The 13,923-nt window shown below is 62.2% G+C and carries 11 protein-coding genes and 1 pseudogene; 1 reads left to right on the top strand and 11 read right to left on the bottom strand.

All coding sequences use genetic code 11. The features are described 5' to 3' along the window. Nucleotides 1-300: 300 nt before the first annotated feature. A pseudogene (locus AC3IX4_RS09765) lies at nt 301-442 on the bottom strand (IS5/IS1182 family transposase); the annotation flags it as partial. 5 nt (nt 443-447) lie between these two features. Between AC3IX4_RS09765 and AC3IX4_RS09760 the strand changes: the two are divergent. Continuing rightward, nucleotides 448-606: a hypothetical protein gene (locus tag AC3IX4_RS09760; protein WP_489260338.1), complete on the top strand. Its 159-nt coding sequence runs from the start codon at nt 448-450 to the stop codon at nt 604-606. A gap of 147 nt (nt 607-753) precedes the next feature. Here AC3IX4_RS09760 and AC3IX4_RS09755 read toward each other — a convergent pair whose 3' ends face one another. The 10 genes from AC3IX4_RS09755 to AC3IX4_RS09710 all read right to left on the bottom strand — a co-directional run bounded on the left by AC3IX4_RS09755 (nt 754) and on the right by AC3IX4_RS09710 (nt 13,809). Then, nucleotides 754-1,986: a helix-turn-helix transcriptional regulator gene (locus AC3IX4_RS09755; protein ID WP_489260337.1), complete on the bottom strand. Its 1,233-nt coding sequence runs from the start codon at nt 1,984-1,986 to the stop codon at nt 754-756. Between the two features lie 140 nt (nt 1,987-2,126). Beyond that, nucleotides 2,127-3,317: a helix-turn-helix transcriptional regulator gene (locus tag AC3IX4_RS09750; protein ID WP_489260336.1), complete on the bottom strand. Its 1,191-nt coding sequence runs from the start codon at nt 3,315-3,317 to the stop codon at nt 2,127-2,129. Further along, complete coding sequence (locus tag AC3IX4_RS09745; RefSeq protein WP_489260335.1) at nt 3,317-5,725, bottom strand: efflux RND transporter permease subunit; 2,409 nt, start codon at nt 5,723-5,725, stop codon at nt 3,317-3,319. The genes AC3IX4_RS09750 and AC3IX4_RS09745 overlap by 1 nt, the downstream gene beginning before the upstream one ends. 9 nt (nt 5,726-5,734) lie before the next feature. Further along, the gene (locus AC3IX4_RS09740) at nt 5,735-6,703 is read right to left on the bottom strand and encodes a WD40/YVTN/BNR-like repeat-containing protein (RefSeq protein WP_489260334.1); all 969 of its coding nucleotides are present in this window, start codon (nt 6,701-6,703) and stop codon (nt 5,735-5,737) included. A gap of 1,390 nt (nt 6,704-8,093) precedes the next feature. Next, nucleotides 8,094-9,293 (bottom strand): acetyl-CoA C-acyltransferase, encoded by a 1,200-nt coding sequence (locus tag AC3IX4_RS09735; protein WP_489260333.1) that lies wholly within the window; start codon nt 9,291-9,293, stop codon nt 8,094-8,096. Nucleotides 9,294-9,303: 10 nt separating this feature from the next. Beyond that, nucleotides 9,304-9,774 (bottom strand): MaoC family dehydratase, encoded by a 471-nt coding sequence (locus AC3IX4_RS09730; protein ID WP_489260332.1) that lies wholly within the window; start codon nt 9,772-9,774, stop codon nt 9,304-9,306. Between the two features lie 10 nt (nt 9,775-9,784). Next, the gene (locus AC3IX4_RS09725) at nt 9,785-10,582 is read right to left on the bottom strand and encodes an SDR family oxidoreductase (protein ID WP_489260331.1); all 798 of its coding nucleotides are present in this window, start codon (nt 10,580-10,582) and stop codon (nt 9,785-9,787) included. Between the two features lie 2 nt (nt 10,583-10,584). Further along, nucleotides 10,585-11,763 (bottom strand): acyl-CoA dehydrogenase family protein, encoded by a 1,179-nt coding sequence (locus AC3IX4_RS09720; RefSeq protein ID WP_489260330.1) that lies wholly within the window; start codon nt 11,761-11,763, stop codon nt 10,585-10,587. Further along, nucleotides 11,760-12,908: an acyl-CoA dehydrogenase family protein gene (locus tag AC3IX4_RS09715; RefSeq protein WP_489260329.1), complete on the bottom strand. Its 1,149-nt coding sequence runs from the start codon at nt 12,906-12,908 to the stop codon at nt 11,760-11,762. The genes AC3IX4_RS09720 and AC3IX4_RS09715 overlap by 4 nt, the downstream gene beginning before the upstream one ends. Nucleotides 12,909-12,924: 16 nt before the next feature. Beyond that, nucleotides 12,925-13,809, bottom strand: coding sequence for an SDR family oxidoreductase (locus AC3IX4_RS09710; protein WP_489260328.1), 885 nt, complete (start codon nt 13,807-13,809; stop codon nt 12,925-12,927). Nucleotides 13,810-13,923 lie beyond the last annotated feature (114 nt).

The following is a 13,923-nucleotide window of genomic DNA, read 5'->3' as shown; positions in this document are numbered from 1 at the left end:
CGACCATTGGTCTGAGGCCCTCACTCGCCTAACCACTCATGCAAATACCATTAGTCGCACCAAAATCACATGAAGGGCAGTCACCATATTACAGCAACTACATTGAACATCTTTTCATCAACCCTTCACGCCTGGGAAGTCTGCAGCGCGGCTTCAGATAGCCAAGCGTGTTTAAAGCCTAAGTTTATCTAAGGAGGAAAAGTGGCCAAACCCATTGCCGGAGCCACAGCGCCGCTCCGACTTGGCGGGATCAACCCACGCCTCCGTGTTACACGCATAATTCGCTCATACCCATTAGCTGTTAATGACCGCGAGGATCGCAGGCGCCAACTTATGCTTCTCCAGCAGGTGCCGGAAGTTCATGATCATGGTGTTTTCAGGGATCGAAGCGCTCAGGGTCAGGTGCGCAAATTTTGCGCATGGGCGTGATTTCATACACCGCGAGTCTTGTGGCTGATTTGGGATGTCTTCCCGGAATGCCTGGCCGAGTTCATCCAGTACAACGTGCCCTACACCAACTTCCCGAGGACTATCGACGAATTGTGCGGCTTCGCTGAAAAGCGCAGGCCTGTCATCCGCGTCAATGGGAAAATTGTCGATGAGTGAAGTTCAGAGGTAGGAACTGGCGGTTCGGCGCTCCGATTTACCCCCGCGGCGTCATCCCTGATACACCGCGGTGGCTTCATCGCCGGCAAGCCGTGCTCCTACAAGCGAGTGAGCTGCGGCTTGCGCACTAATAGATGCAATTTCAAATCAGCGAACGCGCTTGAGCTCCGGCCGCTGCGCGGTCTCAGTGGGCCGCTTTAACGGCATCATGCTGTTGGCACCCAGGCTGACCACGCTGTTGAGCATCACCCGCACCAACTCTGCCTGGCGACGAACACCGGTCTTGGAGAAGATCGCGCGCAGGTGCGCACGGGCGGTGTTGCGCATGATGCCGAGGGCTTCGGCCGCTTCTTCCAAGGACAGGCCGTTGGCCAATTCCAGCGCCAAGGCGGTTTCCGCCGGGGTGAAGTTGAACAGTTGCTTGGCCACGTTGTTGTTGGCCTGGGACTTGCCCACTGCATCGCGCACGTAGACCACCACCCGAGGCTGGCCCCGGCCTTCGCCCCAGCCCTGGGCCGGGATTGCCTCCACCACCACGCCCAGGTTCACTTCGCCTGAAGGCCGCGAGATCGACAATACCTCACGTGAGTCTCGCCCCCCTTGCTGGTGGGCCTGGTCGAACGCACTGTGCAGCAGCTTGTGCAGTTCGCGGTTGTCGCTGGGGTAGGTGGCTTCCAGGCGCCCGCCGACCATCTTCAACCCGTCGGCCTGGTCGAGCAGGCTGCGGGCCACGTCGTTGAGCTGCAGGACGGTGCCGGCTTCATCCAACACGATGGCGGCCAGTGACAGTCGGTTGATGGCCTGGGCATAGACTTCGCCCATCGATTCGCTGCGCCCCAGCAGGTTGTGCACATGCAGGCTCTGGCGCAGGTGGGGGATCAGCATGGAACAGAGTGCCCGGTCGTCAGCACTGAAGCTTTTGCCGGCGCTGGAGCGCGTGATGCGCAGGCGCAGCACGCCTTCATCGAAGGTGGAGATGTCGACGCCCATGATGTGATGCACGTCGTTGCCGCGGCAGTAATCCTGGTAGTAACTGCTCGCTCCCCACTGCTCGTCGCTCATCACGTCCTGTTGGGTGAAGACGGTATCGACCGCCTGCTTGCCGAATGGGCTGGTGACGTGGTGGTAGGTGAAGTAGGCCACTTGGCCATGGGCTTCGAAGTTGCCGGCCACGATCATCAGGCCAATCTCTTCAATGCCAGGAATGCGCAGGATCAAGGTGACGTAGTTGGCATCGAACTGCACGCGCAAGGCTTCCAGGGCCGTGCTCAGTGCCTGGTTGTCCAGGCCACCGGCGTGAATGGCGCGCACCAGCCGGTCGTATTCAAACATCGAGATTTGCGGTTGTACCGCAGGCGCCACCAGTGATATCGATCGCATGACGTGAACCTCATTAGCCAATCTACCCGTCGGTACGGGGTCGGCTTTTTGTTATTGTCCAAAGATTCCGCTCGCCGCTCTTGTGGAGCCGCGAGCCAATGTAACCACAGCCTAACACTTCAACAAGCTCCAAACTCTGCTTAGCGCGGTAGCCGGTCGGTTTCCTGTTTCTCCTGGCCCAGGCTCACCACACTGTTGAGCATGACGCGCACCAATTCAGTCTGTCGGCGCACCCCAGTCTTGGAAAAAATGGCGCGCAAATGTGCCCGCGCCGTATTGCGACGAATACCCAGTTCATTGGCCGCCTCTTCCAGCGACAAACCGTTGGCCAGCTCCATGGCCAGCGAGGTTTCAGAGGGCGTGAAGCCGAACACCTGGCGAATCATCGCCGTGTTCAGCAGCGAACGCCCGACTGCATCGCGCACATAAATCATCAGCGCCGGTTGGCCCTTGCCATCGACCCAGTCCTTGCGTGGCATCGGTTCGACCACCAGGCCCAGGCTGACGCTGCCCGACGGGCGACTGATGGACAACGCCTGAGACAGCGCGATCGTCTCACCGCGACTGTCGGCCAATGCCTGGCGAATGGCCTGGCACAGGCGTTTGTTGTCACCGGGGTAGTAAGCCTCCAGGCAACCGCCGACCAGCTTCAAGCCATCGCCCTGGCGCAGCAGTTCGCGCGCCATGTCGTTGTGCTCGATCAGGCGGCCATTGTCGTCCAGCACCAGGGTGGCCACCGACAGTCGGCCAATGGCCTGGGAATACTGGGAGCTGAGCGATTCGGTGCGGCCCAGGGCGCCATGAATGTGCAGCACCCGTCGCAGGTGCGGCACCAGGCGCTCGCAGAACTTGCGCTGCGCCTCAGTGAAATCCTCGGCCGATTCGGGGCGGGTGATGCGAAAGCGAAACCTGCCGCCGCAAGGTGGCTCGATGTCCACCCCCAGGACATGGAAAACACCCTTGGGCTCGCAGTACTGGCGGTAGTAGTCACTGTTGCGCCAGGCCTCCCGGTCCATCAGGTCACCGACGGTAAACACCTGCTCCACCGGGGAGTTGATAAACGGCGTCAGGCCGTAGGGGTACGTGAAGTAAGCCACGCCCCCCTGCCCTTCGATATTGCCCAGCACGATCATCAGGCCCGTGGACGATAAGTCCGCGGTCCGCAGGATCAAGGTCACGTAGTTGGCATCGAACAAGGCCTGCAACCGCGCCAGCACCTTGCTCCAGCCGTGCTCGTCGACCGCGGCGCCATAGAGCAGCTCCAGCAGCTGGTCATAGTCGTCTATCGACATATCGCACAACGGGCTTGCGCTGCTGGCTTTGCTGTTCATCAGGCATTCGCCTCGGCCATTTGCGGCTGAGCCTTGGCCGCTTTTTCAGCCTGCGGTGCAACCACCACCAGCGGCCGCGAGCGGTGGAACCACGCCGCCAGCCCTGGCAACAGGAAGATCGCGCCGAACACGTTCACCAGGAACATGAACGCCAGCAGGATGCCCATGTCGGCCTGGAACTTGAGCGTTGCAAAGGCCCAGGTGCCGACCCCGATGGACATGGTGAAGGCCGTGAACAACGCCGCCGTGCCGCGTTGGCACATGGCTTCGTAGAAGGCATTGCGCAGGTCCTTGCCGCTGGCCAGCTCATGCTGCATTCGTTCGTACAGGTAGATACCGTAATCGACCCCCACACCGACCCCCAGGGCCAGTACCGGCAGCGTCGAGACTTTAAGGCCAATGCCCAGGGTCGCCATCATCGCGTTGCACAAGGTGGCAACGATCGCCAGCGGGGTGATGATGCACAGCACCGCGCGAAATGAGCGGAAGGTCAGCCAGCAGAACAGCGCCACCGACCCCAGCAGCGCCGCGTGCATCTGCACCTCGGCCTGCTTGACCGCTTCGTTGGAGGCGGCCATCACCCCGACGTTGCCGCCGGCCAGATGGATCTGCACCTTAGGTTGATCAATGGCCTTGATGATACTTTCGAGCCCACCGACCACCTGGCCCACCGTGGCGCCATCATGGTTGTTGAGAAACACCAGGATCTGCATGGTGCCGCAGCCATCGACCACCAGCCCGTGAGAACTGGTGTAGGCCTGGGAGCCTGGCTGCAGGCCGCGCTCGGAACCGGGAATAGCGGCCCAACGCGGGTTGCCTTCGTTGTTGCCGGAAATCGTCACCTTGCCCATGCTCGCCACGCTTTGCACGGACTGCACGCCGGGCAGGCTGCGAGCCTTGAAGTCGAGTTCTTCGACGGTACGCATCACATCCGGGTCCAGGCAGGCTTCCTTGATGTTCGGCGCTTGCAAGTACACCGCCAGCACGTCCAGGCCGATGGAATAGCGGTCAATGATATTGGCGTTGTCACGGTTGTAGCGCGAATCGCTGCGCAGTTCCGGCGCACCGGTGCCCACATCTCCCACCACCAGGTCGCGGCTTTTGATCGCCCCGCCCACCAGCAACGCCAGGCTGATGGCAAACACCACCAGCGCAGGCTTGGGCTCGGCCACCACCGACAGCCGCCACCACAGTTTGTGCTTGTGGCCGGGCGCAACATAGTTGGTCTGCGCCGAACCTGACTCCAGCTTCAGGTGGGAAATAATGATCGGCAGCATCATTTTGTTGGTGACAATCATCAGCATCACGCCGATGCAGGCCGTCACGCCCAGCTCGTGGACGATAGGAATGTCGATCAGCATGATCACGCCAAAGCCCAGGGCGTTCATCAGCAGCGCCAGGGCGCCGGGAATGAAGATTTTGCAGAACGCCGAATGCGCCGCCCGAATCGAATCACTGCCCGCCAGCACGTCCTGTTTCCAGGCGTTGGTCATCTGCACCGCGTGGGACACGCCGATGGAGAAAATCAAGAACGGCACCAGGATCGACATCGGGTCGATACCCAGCCCCATCAACGGCAACAGGCCCAGCAGCCAGATCACCGGCAGCATGGCGACCACCAGTGAAACCACCGTCAGCTTGATCGAGCGGCAATACAGCCAGAGCATGGCGGCGGTAATGAAGAAGGCCATGACAAAGAAGCTGATGACCACGAACAGGCCATCGACCACATCGCCCACCAGCTTGGAGAAGCCGACGATGTTCAGCTCGATATCGGCGTTGTCGTACTTGGCCCGGATGGCTTCCAGTTGTTTGGCGATCTCCACATAGGACACGCGCTCACCGGTGTCCGGGTTGAACTCCTGCAGGTCCGCTCGCACCATCGCCGCGCTCAGGTCATTGGCCACCAGCGCGCCAATCTGCCCGGAGCGTGCTGTGTTGCTGCGCACCTGCTCCAGATCCTTGGGCGTGCCACTGAAGTGCGGCGGCACCACGACGTCACCGAAGTAACCGTCTTCGGTGATCTCGATGTAGCGCACATCCGGGGTAAACAGCGAACGCACGCTGGCGCGGCGTACACCCGGAATGAAAAACACGTCATCGGTGACGTTTTTCAGGGTTTCCAGGAAGGCCTTGTTGTAGATATCGCCCTCACCTTTCCAGCGCACGCTGACCAGGACGCTGTTGGCCCCGGAAAAAATCTCGCTGTAGCGCAGAAAGCTCTGCATGTAAGGGTGAGTGATGGGAATTTGCTTGTTGAAGCCTGGGTCCAGGCGCAGGTGCGTAGCGCTGTAGCCCAACGCTGCCGTGATCAGCAGGAACACCAGCATCAGGGGTTTGCGCCATGCCAGCAGGCGGTCGGCGCAGCCCTGTACCCATTGATTGATTCGAGTCTCGCGCTTGCTCATGTTCACCCCTTACTTGCTCGAAGCCGTGAGTAGGCCGCTGCGCTGCTGTAACAGGCCGCGCTGCCCTGCCACGATCAATGTGCCGTCAGCCATCGAGACCGCCGATGTCAGCGTGCCCAGGCCCTTGATGAAGCCGGTCTGGCCCAGGGTGCCCTGGCCGTCCAGGCGCACGAAGGCACCGCCGGTGCCGACAATCACCACACCGGCGCCTTGGGCGACTTTGGCGTGGCCATACAGTGGAAACTCGTGAGGCAATTTGACCTGCGCCCAGTTGCGGCCGTCGTCATGGCTGACAAACACATGCCCGCGCATACCGTAGGCCACCCAGTTGTGATCGCTGAGCAGCGCCACGCCGAACAGCGAACCGTTGTAGAACGGCTCGACCGAGGTCCAGTTCTGTCCATGGTCATCGCTGCGCAACACAAGCCCCGCCTCGCCCACCAGGATCTGGCGCCCATCGGTGCTGCCGTCCAGGCTGTTGAGGTGCTGGCCGGTGATAGGCAAGGTTTGGGCGGTCCATGTCTGGCCAGCATCGGCAGACAAAAAGAACTTGCCGAAGCTGCCGAAGGCGTAGGCGTTTTTGCCGTCACCACTCCACACACCCAGCAATGGCTCGCCCAATGCCGTGTCGAGCATCATTTGCTGCCAGTGCTGGCCGCCGTCGGTGCTGCGCAGGATCTGGCTGTCATGGCCGACCGCCAACAGGGTGTTGGCGTCCAGTGCAGTGACATCGGTGAGGGTGACGCGGCTGCCGCTGTCCTGCAGCTGCCAGCTCTTGCCTTGGTCGTCACTCTTGACGATCAGGCCGCGCTCGCCCACTGCAACCAATTGCGAGCCGACGCGAACCAGCTTGTTGATTTGGACCCGGCCAAGGTCAAGGGAAACGTGCTGCTGATCACCGGATTCACGGGGAGAAAAGGCGAAGAGCACCAGTGCGGCCACGACTAGACAAAAGGCATAGCTGATCAGCTTGCTCATCGGCAACCCGTCCTCTAATGATTGTTGTTATGGGTAGGCAGACAGGCCAAGGGCCGCCGCCTTGAGCCGATAGTCGACTTGATTGAGGAAAGAGGCATCGTCCGAATGGCTTACGTCTGGCCGTTACCGTTTGCCGGAACGCCGGACCGCGGCAATGACGCCATCGAGGTGTGTCAGGTAAGGCCTCTCGCGAGCAAGCTCAGCTCCTACCAGATTGGCGGTGTACCACCTTTGTAGGAGCCAGGCTTGCCTGCGATGAAGCCACGCGGTGTGTCAGGCATGGCGCCTCGCGAGCAAGCTCAGCTCCTACCAGATTGGCGGTGTACTACCGTTGTAGGAGCCAGGCTTGCCTGCGATGAACATAGGTATCTACACAACTCTGGGGCAGCGCGGCTCTTGTAGCCGCTGCCGAGGTACGAGGCTGCGATCGGCGGCGAAGCCGTCGTAAATTCAGGCCCTTCGGTGTGCCTGATGGATTATGGTCTCAGGTTTTACGGCCGCTTCGCTGCCGATCGCAGCCTCGTACCTCGTCAGCGGCTACATTCGTAGCAGTACGCCAAAAGATGTGTAGATACCTATGCTGCGATGAAGCCACCGCGGTGTGTCAGGCATGGCGCCTCGCGAGCAAGCTCAGCTCCTACCAGATTGGCGGTGTACCACCGTTGTAGGAGCCAGGCTTACCTGCGATAAAGCCACCGCGGTGTGTCAGGCATGGCGCCTCGCGAGCTCAGCTCCTACCAGATTGGCGGTGTACCACCGTTGTAGGAGCCAGGCTTACCTGCGATAAACATAGGTATCTACACAATTCTGGGGCAGCGCGGCTCTTGTAGCCGCTGCCGAGGTACGAGGCTGCGATCGGCGGCGAAGCCGTCGTAAATTCAGGCCCTTCGGTGTGCCTGATGGATTACGGTCTCAGGTTTTACGGCCGCTTCGCTGCCGATCGCAGCCTCGTACCTCGTCAGCGGCTACATTCGTAGCAGTAGACGAGTTCAGCGAGGCCAGGTCCGGGGACGTAGTCCTCGCAAAGCCTGTACTCGCGGTGTATCTGAATACTGAAGTGCCAGGTTTTACGACTGCTGCGCAGCCGGACGTGGCCTCGTTCTACTCGTCCACTGCTACGAAATGCAGTACACCAAAAGATGTGTAGATACCTATGCTGCGATAAAGCCACCGCGGTGTGTCAGGCATGGCGCCTCGCGAGCAAGCTCAGCTCCTACCAGATTGGCGGTGTACCACCGTTGTAGGAGCCAGGCTTGCCTGCGATGAAGCCACCGCGGTGTGTCAGGCATGGCGCCTCGCGAGCAAGCTCAGCTCCTACCAGATTGGCGGTGTACCACCGTTGTAGGAGCCAGGCTTGCCTGCGATGAAGCCACCGCTATGCTGCGGGTGATTACAACTCGAACAACCCCGCCGCGCCCATGCCGCCACCGATGCACATGGAGATGACGACATAGCGCGCCCCACGGCGACGGCCTTCGAGCAAGGCATGGCCGACCATGCGGGCGCCGCTCATGCCGAACGGGTGGCCAATGGAGATGGCGCCGCCGTTGACGTTCAGGCGATCGTTGGCGATGCCCAGGGCGTCACGGCAATGCAAGACCTGGCAGGCAAAGGCTTCGTTGATTTCCCACAGGTCGATATCCGACACTCGCAGGTTGAAGCGCTCCAGCAGCTTAGGCACCGCCACCAGTGGGCCGATGCCCATTTCTTCAGGGGCGCAGCCGGCTACGGCGATGCCGCGATAGGTGCCCAGCGGGGTCAGGCCACGATGGCGTGCCTCGTCGGCGCTCATCAGCAGGCAAGCGGCGGCACCGTCGGAGAACTGCGAAGCGTTGCCGGCGGTGATGAACTCGCCCTGCTCTACCCACTGGCCGTCTTTCCAGACCGGCTTGAGGCTCTGCAGCCCTTCCAGGGTGGTGCTGGCGCGGTTGCATTCATCGATGCCGGCAATCACCTGTTTGTGCCCGGCCGGGTTGCCTTCTTTGTCGAACTGCAGTTGCTGCACAGTCAGCGGCACGATTTCTTCGCCAAACAGCCCAGCCTGTTGCGCCGCGGCGGTGCGCAGCTGGCTTTGCAGGGCGTACTCGTCCTGGGCCAGACGGCTGACGTTGTAGCGGCGCGAAACGATTTCGGCGGTTTCGAGCATCGGGATATAGGCGCTGGGCATCTGCTCCAGCACCGCTTTCGATTGGGCGCGGTAGGTGTTCTTGTACTTGTTCTGGGTCAGCGACAGGGACTCGACGCCACCGGCCACGGCGATGTTCAGGTCGCCCGTGATGATGCCCTTGGCCGCGTGGCCGATGGCGATCAGGCCCGAGGCGCACATGCGGTCCAGGGCCATGCCCGGCACGCTGGTCGGCAAGCCTGCAGTGTAGGCGCTCAAGCGGCCGATGTTGTAGGCCTGGGTGCCCTGCTGCACAGCGGCGCCCATAATCACATCATCGATCTCGCTCGGGTCTACGCCTGCGCGTTCAACCACGCTGCGCACCACATGGCCACCCAGCACGGGGGCTTCGGTATCGTTGAAAGAGCCCCGGAAGGATTTGGCCAGCGCAGTGCGCGCGGTAGAGACGATAACGGCTTCTTTCATGGAAATATCCTCAGGACTCTGGGTTGAAGGTGTAGCGGCTGATGGTGTCGACCACACAGCCCGGGCGCTGGGCGCCTTCAATTTCGATGCTGACGCGCACCACCACTTGCAAGCCGCCATTGGCCTGGGTCTCGACGGCGGTGATTTCACCCACCCCGCGCACCCGTGAGCCCACCGGCACTGGCGCGGGGAAACGCACCCGGTCGCAGCCGTAGTTGACGCCCATCAGCAGGTTGTCCACGCGCATCAGTTGCGGCAGAAAGTAATTGACCAGCGCCAGGGTCAGGTAGCCGTGGGCAATGCAGCCGCCAAACGGCCCATCGGCTGCGCGAACCGGGTCCACATGAATCCATTGGTGGTCGCCCGTGGCGTCGGCAAACAAGTCCACGCGGGGTTGTTCGATCACCAGCCAGTCGGTGGCGCCCAGCGTCATGCCGACGGCATCGCGCAGTTGCGCAGCGGTGGAAAAGACCTGAGTCATGGTTCGGCCCTCACGCTTGCTGGGAGCTGACCGGCAGGATTTCGCCGGTCATGTAGGAGGCGTAGTCGCTGGCCAAGAAGACCATCACGTTGGCCACTTCCCAGGCTTCGGCGGCGCGGCCGAAGGCTTCTTTGGCTTCCAGCTCTTCAAGCAGCGCTTCAGGCGCCGACTTGCGCAGCATCGGGTGCAGCACCAACGATGGCGCCACCGCATTGATACGCACATTGAATTCGGCGGCTTCCAGTGCGCTGCAGCGCGTCAGGGCCATCACACCGGCCTTGGCGGCGGCGTAATGGGCCTGTTCTTTCTGCGCGCGCCAGCCCAGTACCGAGGCGTTGTTGACGATGGCGCCGCCCTTGCCACGAGCCTTCATCACCCGCAGCATGTAGCGAGTCATGCGCATGGTGCCGGTCAGGGTCACGTCGAGGACTTTGCTCCACTCGCTGTCTTGCATGTCGATCAGCGCGCAGGTGGTGCCCAGGCCTGCGTTGTTGATCAGCACATCGATGCCTTGCAGGCGGTCTTCGGCAAAGTCGATCAGCGCTTGCACCTGGTCTTCATCGGCGACGTTGCAGACCTTTCCCCACACCGACACTTTGCCGGTTTCGGCCTTGAGCGCCTCGACCGACGCTTGCAGGCGGCCTTCGTGGATATCGCTGATAACGATGCCGCGGCAGCCTTCTTCAATGGCTTTTTTGGCAGCGGCATAACCGATGCCAGCACCGGCTGCGGCGGTGATCAATACCGACTTGCCAACCAGCAGGCCGTGGCCGTCTACATATTCAGGGCGTTTCAGATCAATAGTCATGGTTAGCGGCCTTTGGATTGCTTGGGCATGCCGAGCCCGCGCTCGGCAATCAGGTTACGTTGAATTTGGTTGGTGCCGCCGTACAGGGTGTCTGCACGGCTAAATAGAAACAGCGACTGCAGACGCGTCAGCTGATAGGGCGCAGCTTGGAGCAGCTCGGCTTCAGGGCCAAGCACATCCATTGCCAGGGCGCCCAGATGGCGGTGCCAGCTGGCCCAGTGCAGCTTGTAGACCAGCGCCGCCTGCTCATCGCCCGCCTTGGCGTTAAGCATGCGCAGGGCGTTGTAGCGCATCAGGCGCAGCCCCGTATGGGCCTCTGCGATGCGCTGGCGCAAGGCCGGGTCGCTCGCCGCGCCGTTGGCTTTGGCAATGCGGATGATTTCATCCAGCTCGTTCTGGAAGGCCATCTGCTGGCCCAGGGTCGAGACCCCGCGCTCGAAACCGAGCAGGGCCATGGCGATTTTCCAGCCATCGCCCGGCAAACCGATCAAGTCGCTTGCCTGGGCGTCATCAAAAAACACTTCATTGAATTCCGAGGTGCCGGTCATCTGCTCGATCGGCCGCACCGTCACGCCATTCTGGTGCATCGGCACCAGGAAAAAACCCAGGCCCTTGTGCGCCACCGACCCTGCTTCGCAGCGGGCCAGCACAAAACACCACTCGGCTTCATGGGCCAGCGAGGTCCAGACTTTCTGGCCCTTGATTGACCACTGGCCGGTGGCCGGGTCTAGCTGGGCACGGGTCTTGACGTTGGCAAGGTCAGAACCTGCGCCCGGTTCCGAATAGCCCTGACACCACAGTTCGGTGCCCTGGATGATGCCAGGCAGATAACGCTGGCGTTGCGCTTCACTGCCAAACGCGGCGATGGTTGGGCCGGCCAAGCCTTCACCGATATGCCCGACCCGGCCCGGCGCACCGGCGCGGGCGTATTCTTCGAAAAAGATCACTTGCTGGGCGATGCTCGCACCCCGACCGCCGTGCTCGCGCGGCCAGCCGACACAGGTCCAGCCGCCTTCAGCCAGCTTGCGCTCCCACTGGCGACGCTCGGCGGCAAACATATGTTCATCACCCGGGCCACCACGAAAGCGCAACTCGGCAAACTCGCCGCTGAGATTGGCTTGCAACCAGTCGGCGACTTCCTTGCGAAAGGCTTCGTCTTCAGTACTGAAGGTCAGTTTCATGGGCGTTCATCCAGCAGCAGTCGGGCGATCTGTTCGCGTTGCTGCGCGCCATTGCCCAGGTAGAGCTCGCTGGCCTTGGCACGCTTGAAATACAGCTGCACATCGTATTCCCAGGTAAAACCGACGCCACCGTGCAGTTGAATGGCGCTGCCCGCATTGAAGAACGCTGCATCGCTGGTCGTGGCCTTGGCCATGGCAGCGGCTTCGAGCAATTCGTCCATCCCTTCCTGGGCGACACAGGCGGCGTAATACACTGCCGAGTGGCTCAGCTCGCACTTGAGCAGCATGTCGGCCGCCTTGTGCTTGAGGGCCTGAAAACCCGACAACGGGCGGCCGAACTGCTCGCGCTGTTGCAGGTAATCGACGCTCAGTTCGAGCGTGCGGCGGGCAACGCCCAACTGCTCGGCGGCCACGGCGATCTTGGCCAGGGCTATGACTTGTTCCAGCACCGGCCAGGCCTCGCCTTCGGCACCGAGGCGCTGGCTGGCGGGGACGATTACCTGGTCAAGGTGGATCTCGCCCTGGCGCCGGGTCTGGTCCATGCCCGGCGTCCAGCGCCGTTCGATACCGGGGTGATCGGCGTCCAGGGCGAAGAGTGAAATGCCCTGCTCGTCACGCGCCGCCACCAGCAAAAGCTTGGCGTTGTGGCCGTCGATCACATAGCGCAGGCAGCCGTCGAGTTGGTAACCCCCGGCCACTGGCTGGCACGTGGCACCGACGGATTCAATCCCCCACTGCCCACCCGCCCGCGCGGCCTGTGGCCCGGTCCAGGCCAGGGTCGCGGTCAGTTCGCCGGCGGCGATTGCCGGCAGGTAACGCTGCCGTTGCTCAGCGTCAGCTGCCAACAACAAGGCCGGCACGGCCAGGCACACCGTGGCAAAGAATGGCGAGCACCACAGGGTGCGGCCCATCTGCTCCAGCACAATCGCCAGTTCCACATAGCCCAACCCCAAGCCGCCTAGCGCCTCGGGGATGGTGATGGCCTGGCAACCCAGCTCTTGGCACAAGCGCTGCCAGGCCTTTTCGTCGTGACCGCTGTCACTGGCCATCGCTGCGCGAACAGCGGCGGGCGTCGACACTTCACTGAAAAAGGCTGCCGCGCTGTCGCGGATCAGTTGCTGTTCTTCGCTGAAGCAAAACTCCATGCTCAGTGCTCCTGGCTTAGCTGCCGTAGACCTTCTGCGCCGCCACTTCGGTGGCCAGCAGGGACTGGATCGCCTCACCGACTTCGGCCGGCTGCCAGCGGTCGCCCTTGTCGACGCCCGCGGTGGTGCGCCAGCCGTCGGCGATGGAGATACGCCCGCCTTCAGACTCGAACACGCGCCCGGTCACGCCGGCCGCCGCGCTGGAACCCAGCCAGGCCAACAACGACGAGACGTTTTCTGGCGCCCAGTAATCGAACGCGTCACCATCAGGCTTGGCCATGCGCGTGGCCATGGCCTCGACCGCGGTGGTCATGCCGGTGCGCGCGGCCGGTGCTACCGCGTTGGCGGTGATGCCGTAGCGCGCCAGTTCAGCAGCCTGGTTCAGGGTCAGCGCAGCGATGCCTGCCTTGGCGGCGGCATAGTTGGACTGGCCGATGGAGCCTTGCAGGCCGGCACCGGAGGTGGTGTTGATGATGCGAGCGTCCACCGCCTGCCCGGCCTTGGACAGGTCGCGCCAGTAATGCACGGCATGGGAGCTGATGCAGAAGTGCCCCTTCAGGTGCACGGCCATGATCGCGTCCCAGTCAGCTTCGGTCATCGACGCGAACATGCGGTCGCGGTTGATGCCGGCGTTGTTGACCACGCCGTGCAGCGCACCCCAGGTGTCGATGGCCTGGCGCACGGCCAGGGCACTGTCGGCGTAGTCGGTGATGTTGCTGGTGTTGACCGCCGCCTGGCCGCCAGCGGAGAGGATCTGGTCGACCACCGCCTCGGCTGCGTCGCGATTGATGTCATTGACCAGCACGCAGGCGCCTTCGGCCGCGAATACGCGGGCGTGGGCTGCCCCCAGGCCGCCACCGGCGCCGGTGATGATGAACACGCGTTGGTTAAGAATTCCCATACTTACTCCTGATTCGGTCGGCTGGTAGGAGCCAGGCTTGCCTGCGATGGCGTCGCCGCGGACTATCTGACAATCGCGGCGACGCCATCGCAGGCAAGCCTTGCTCCTACAGGG

This window comes from Pseudomonas sp. KH_021 (assembly GCF_057838865.1).
Note: the sequence above shows the minus strand (reverse complement) of the source record. Positions and strands in the feature narration are given on the sequence as shown.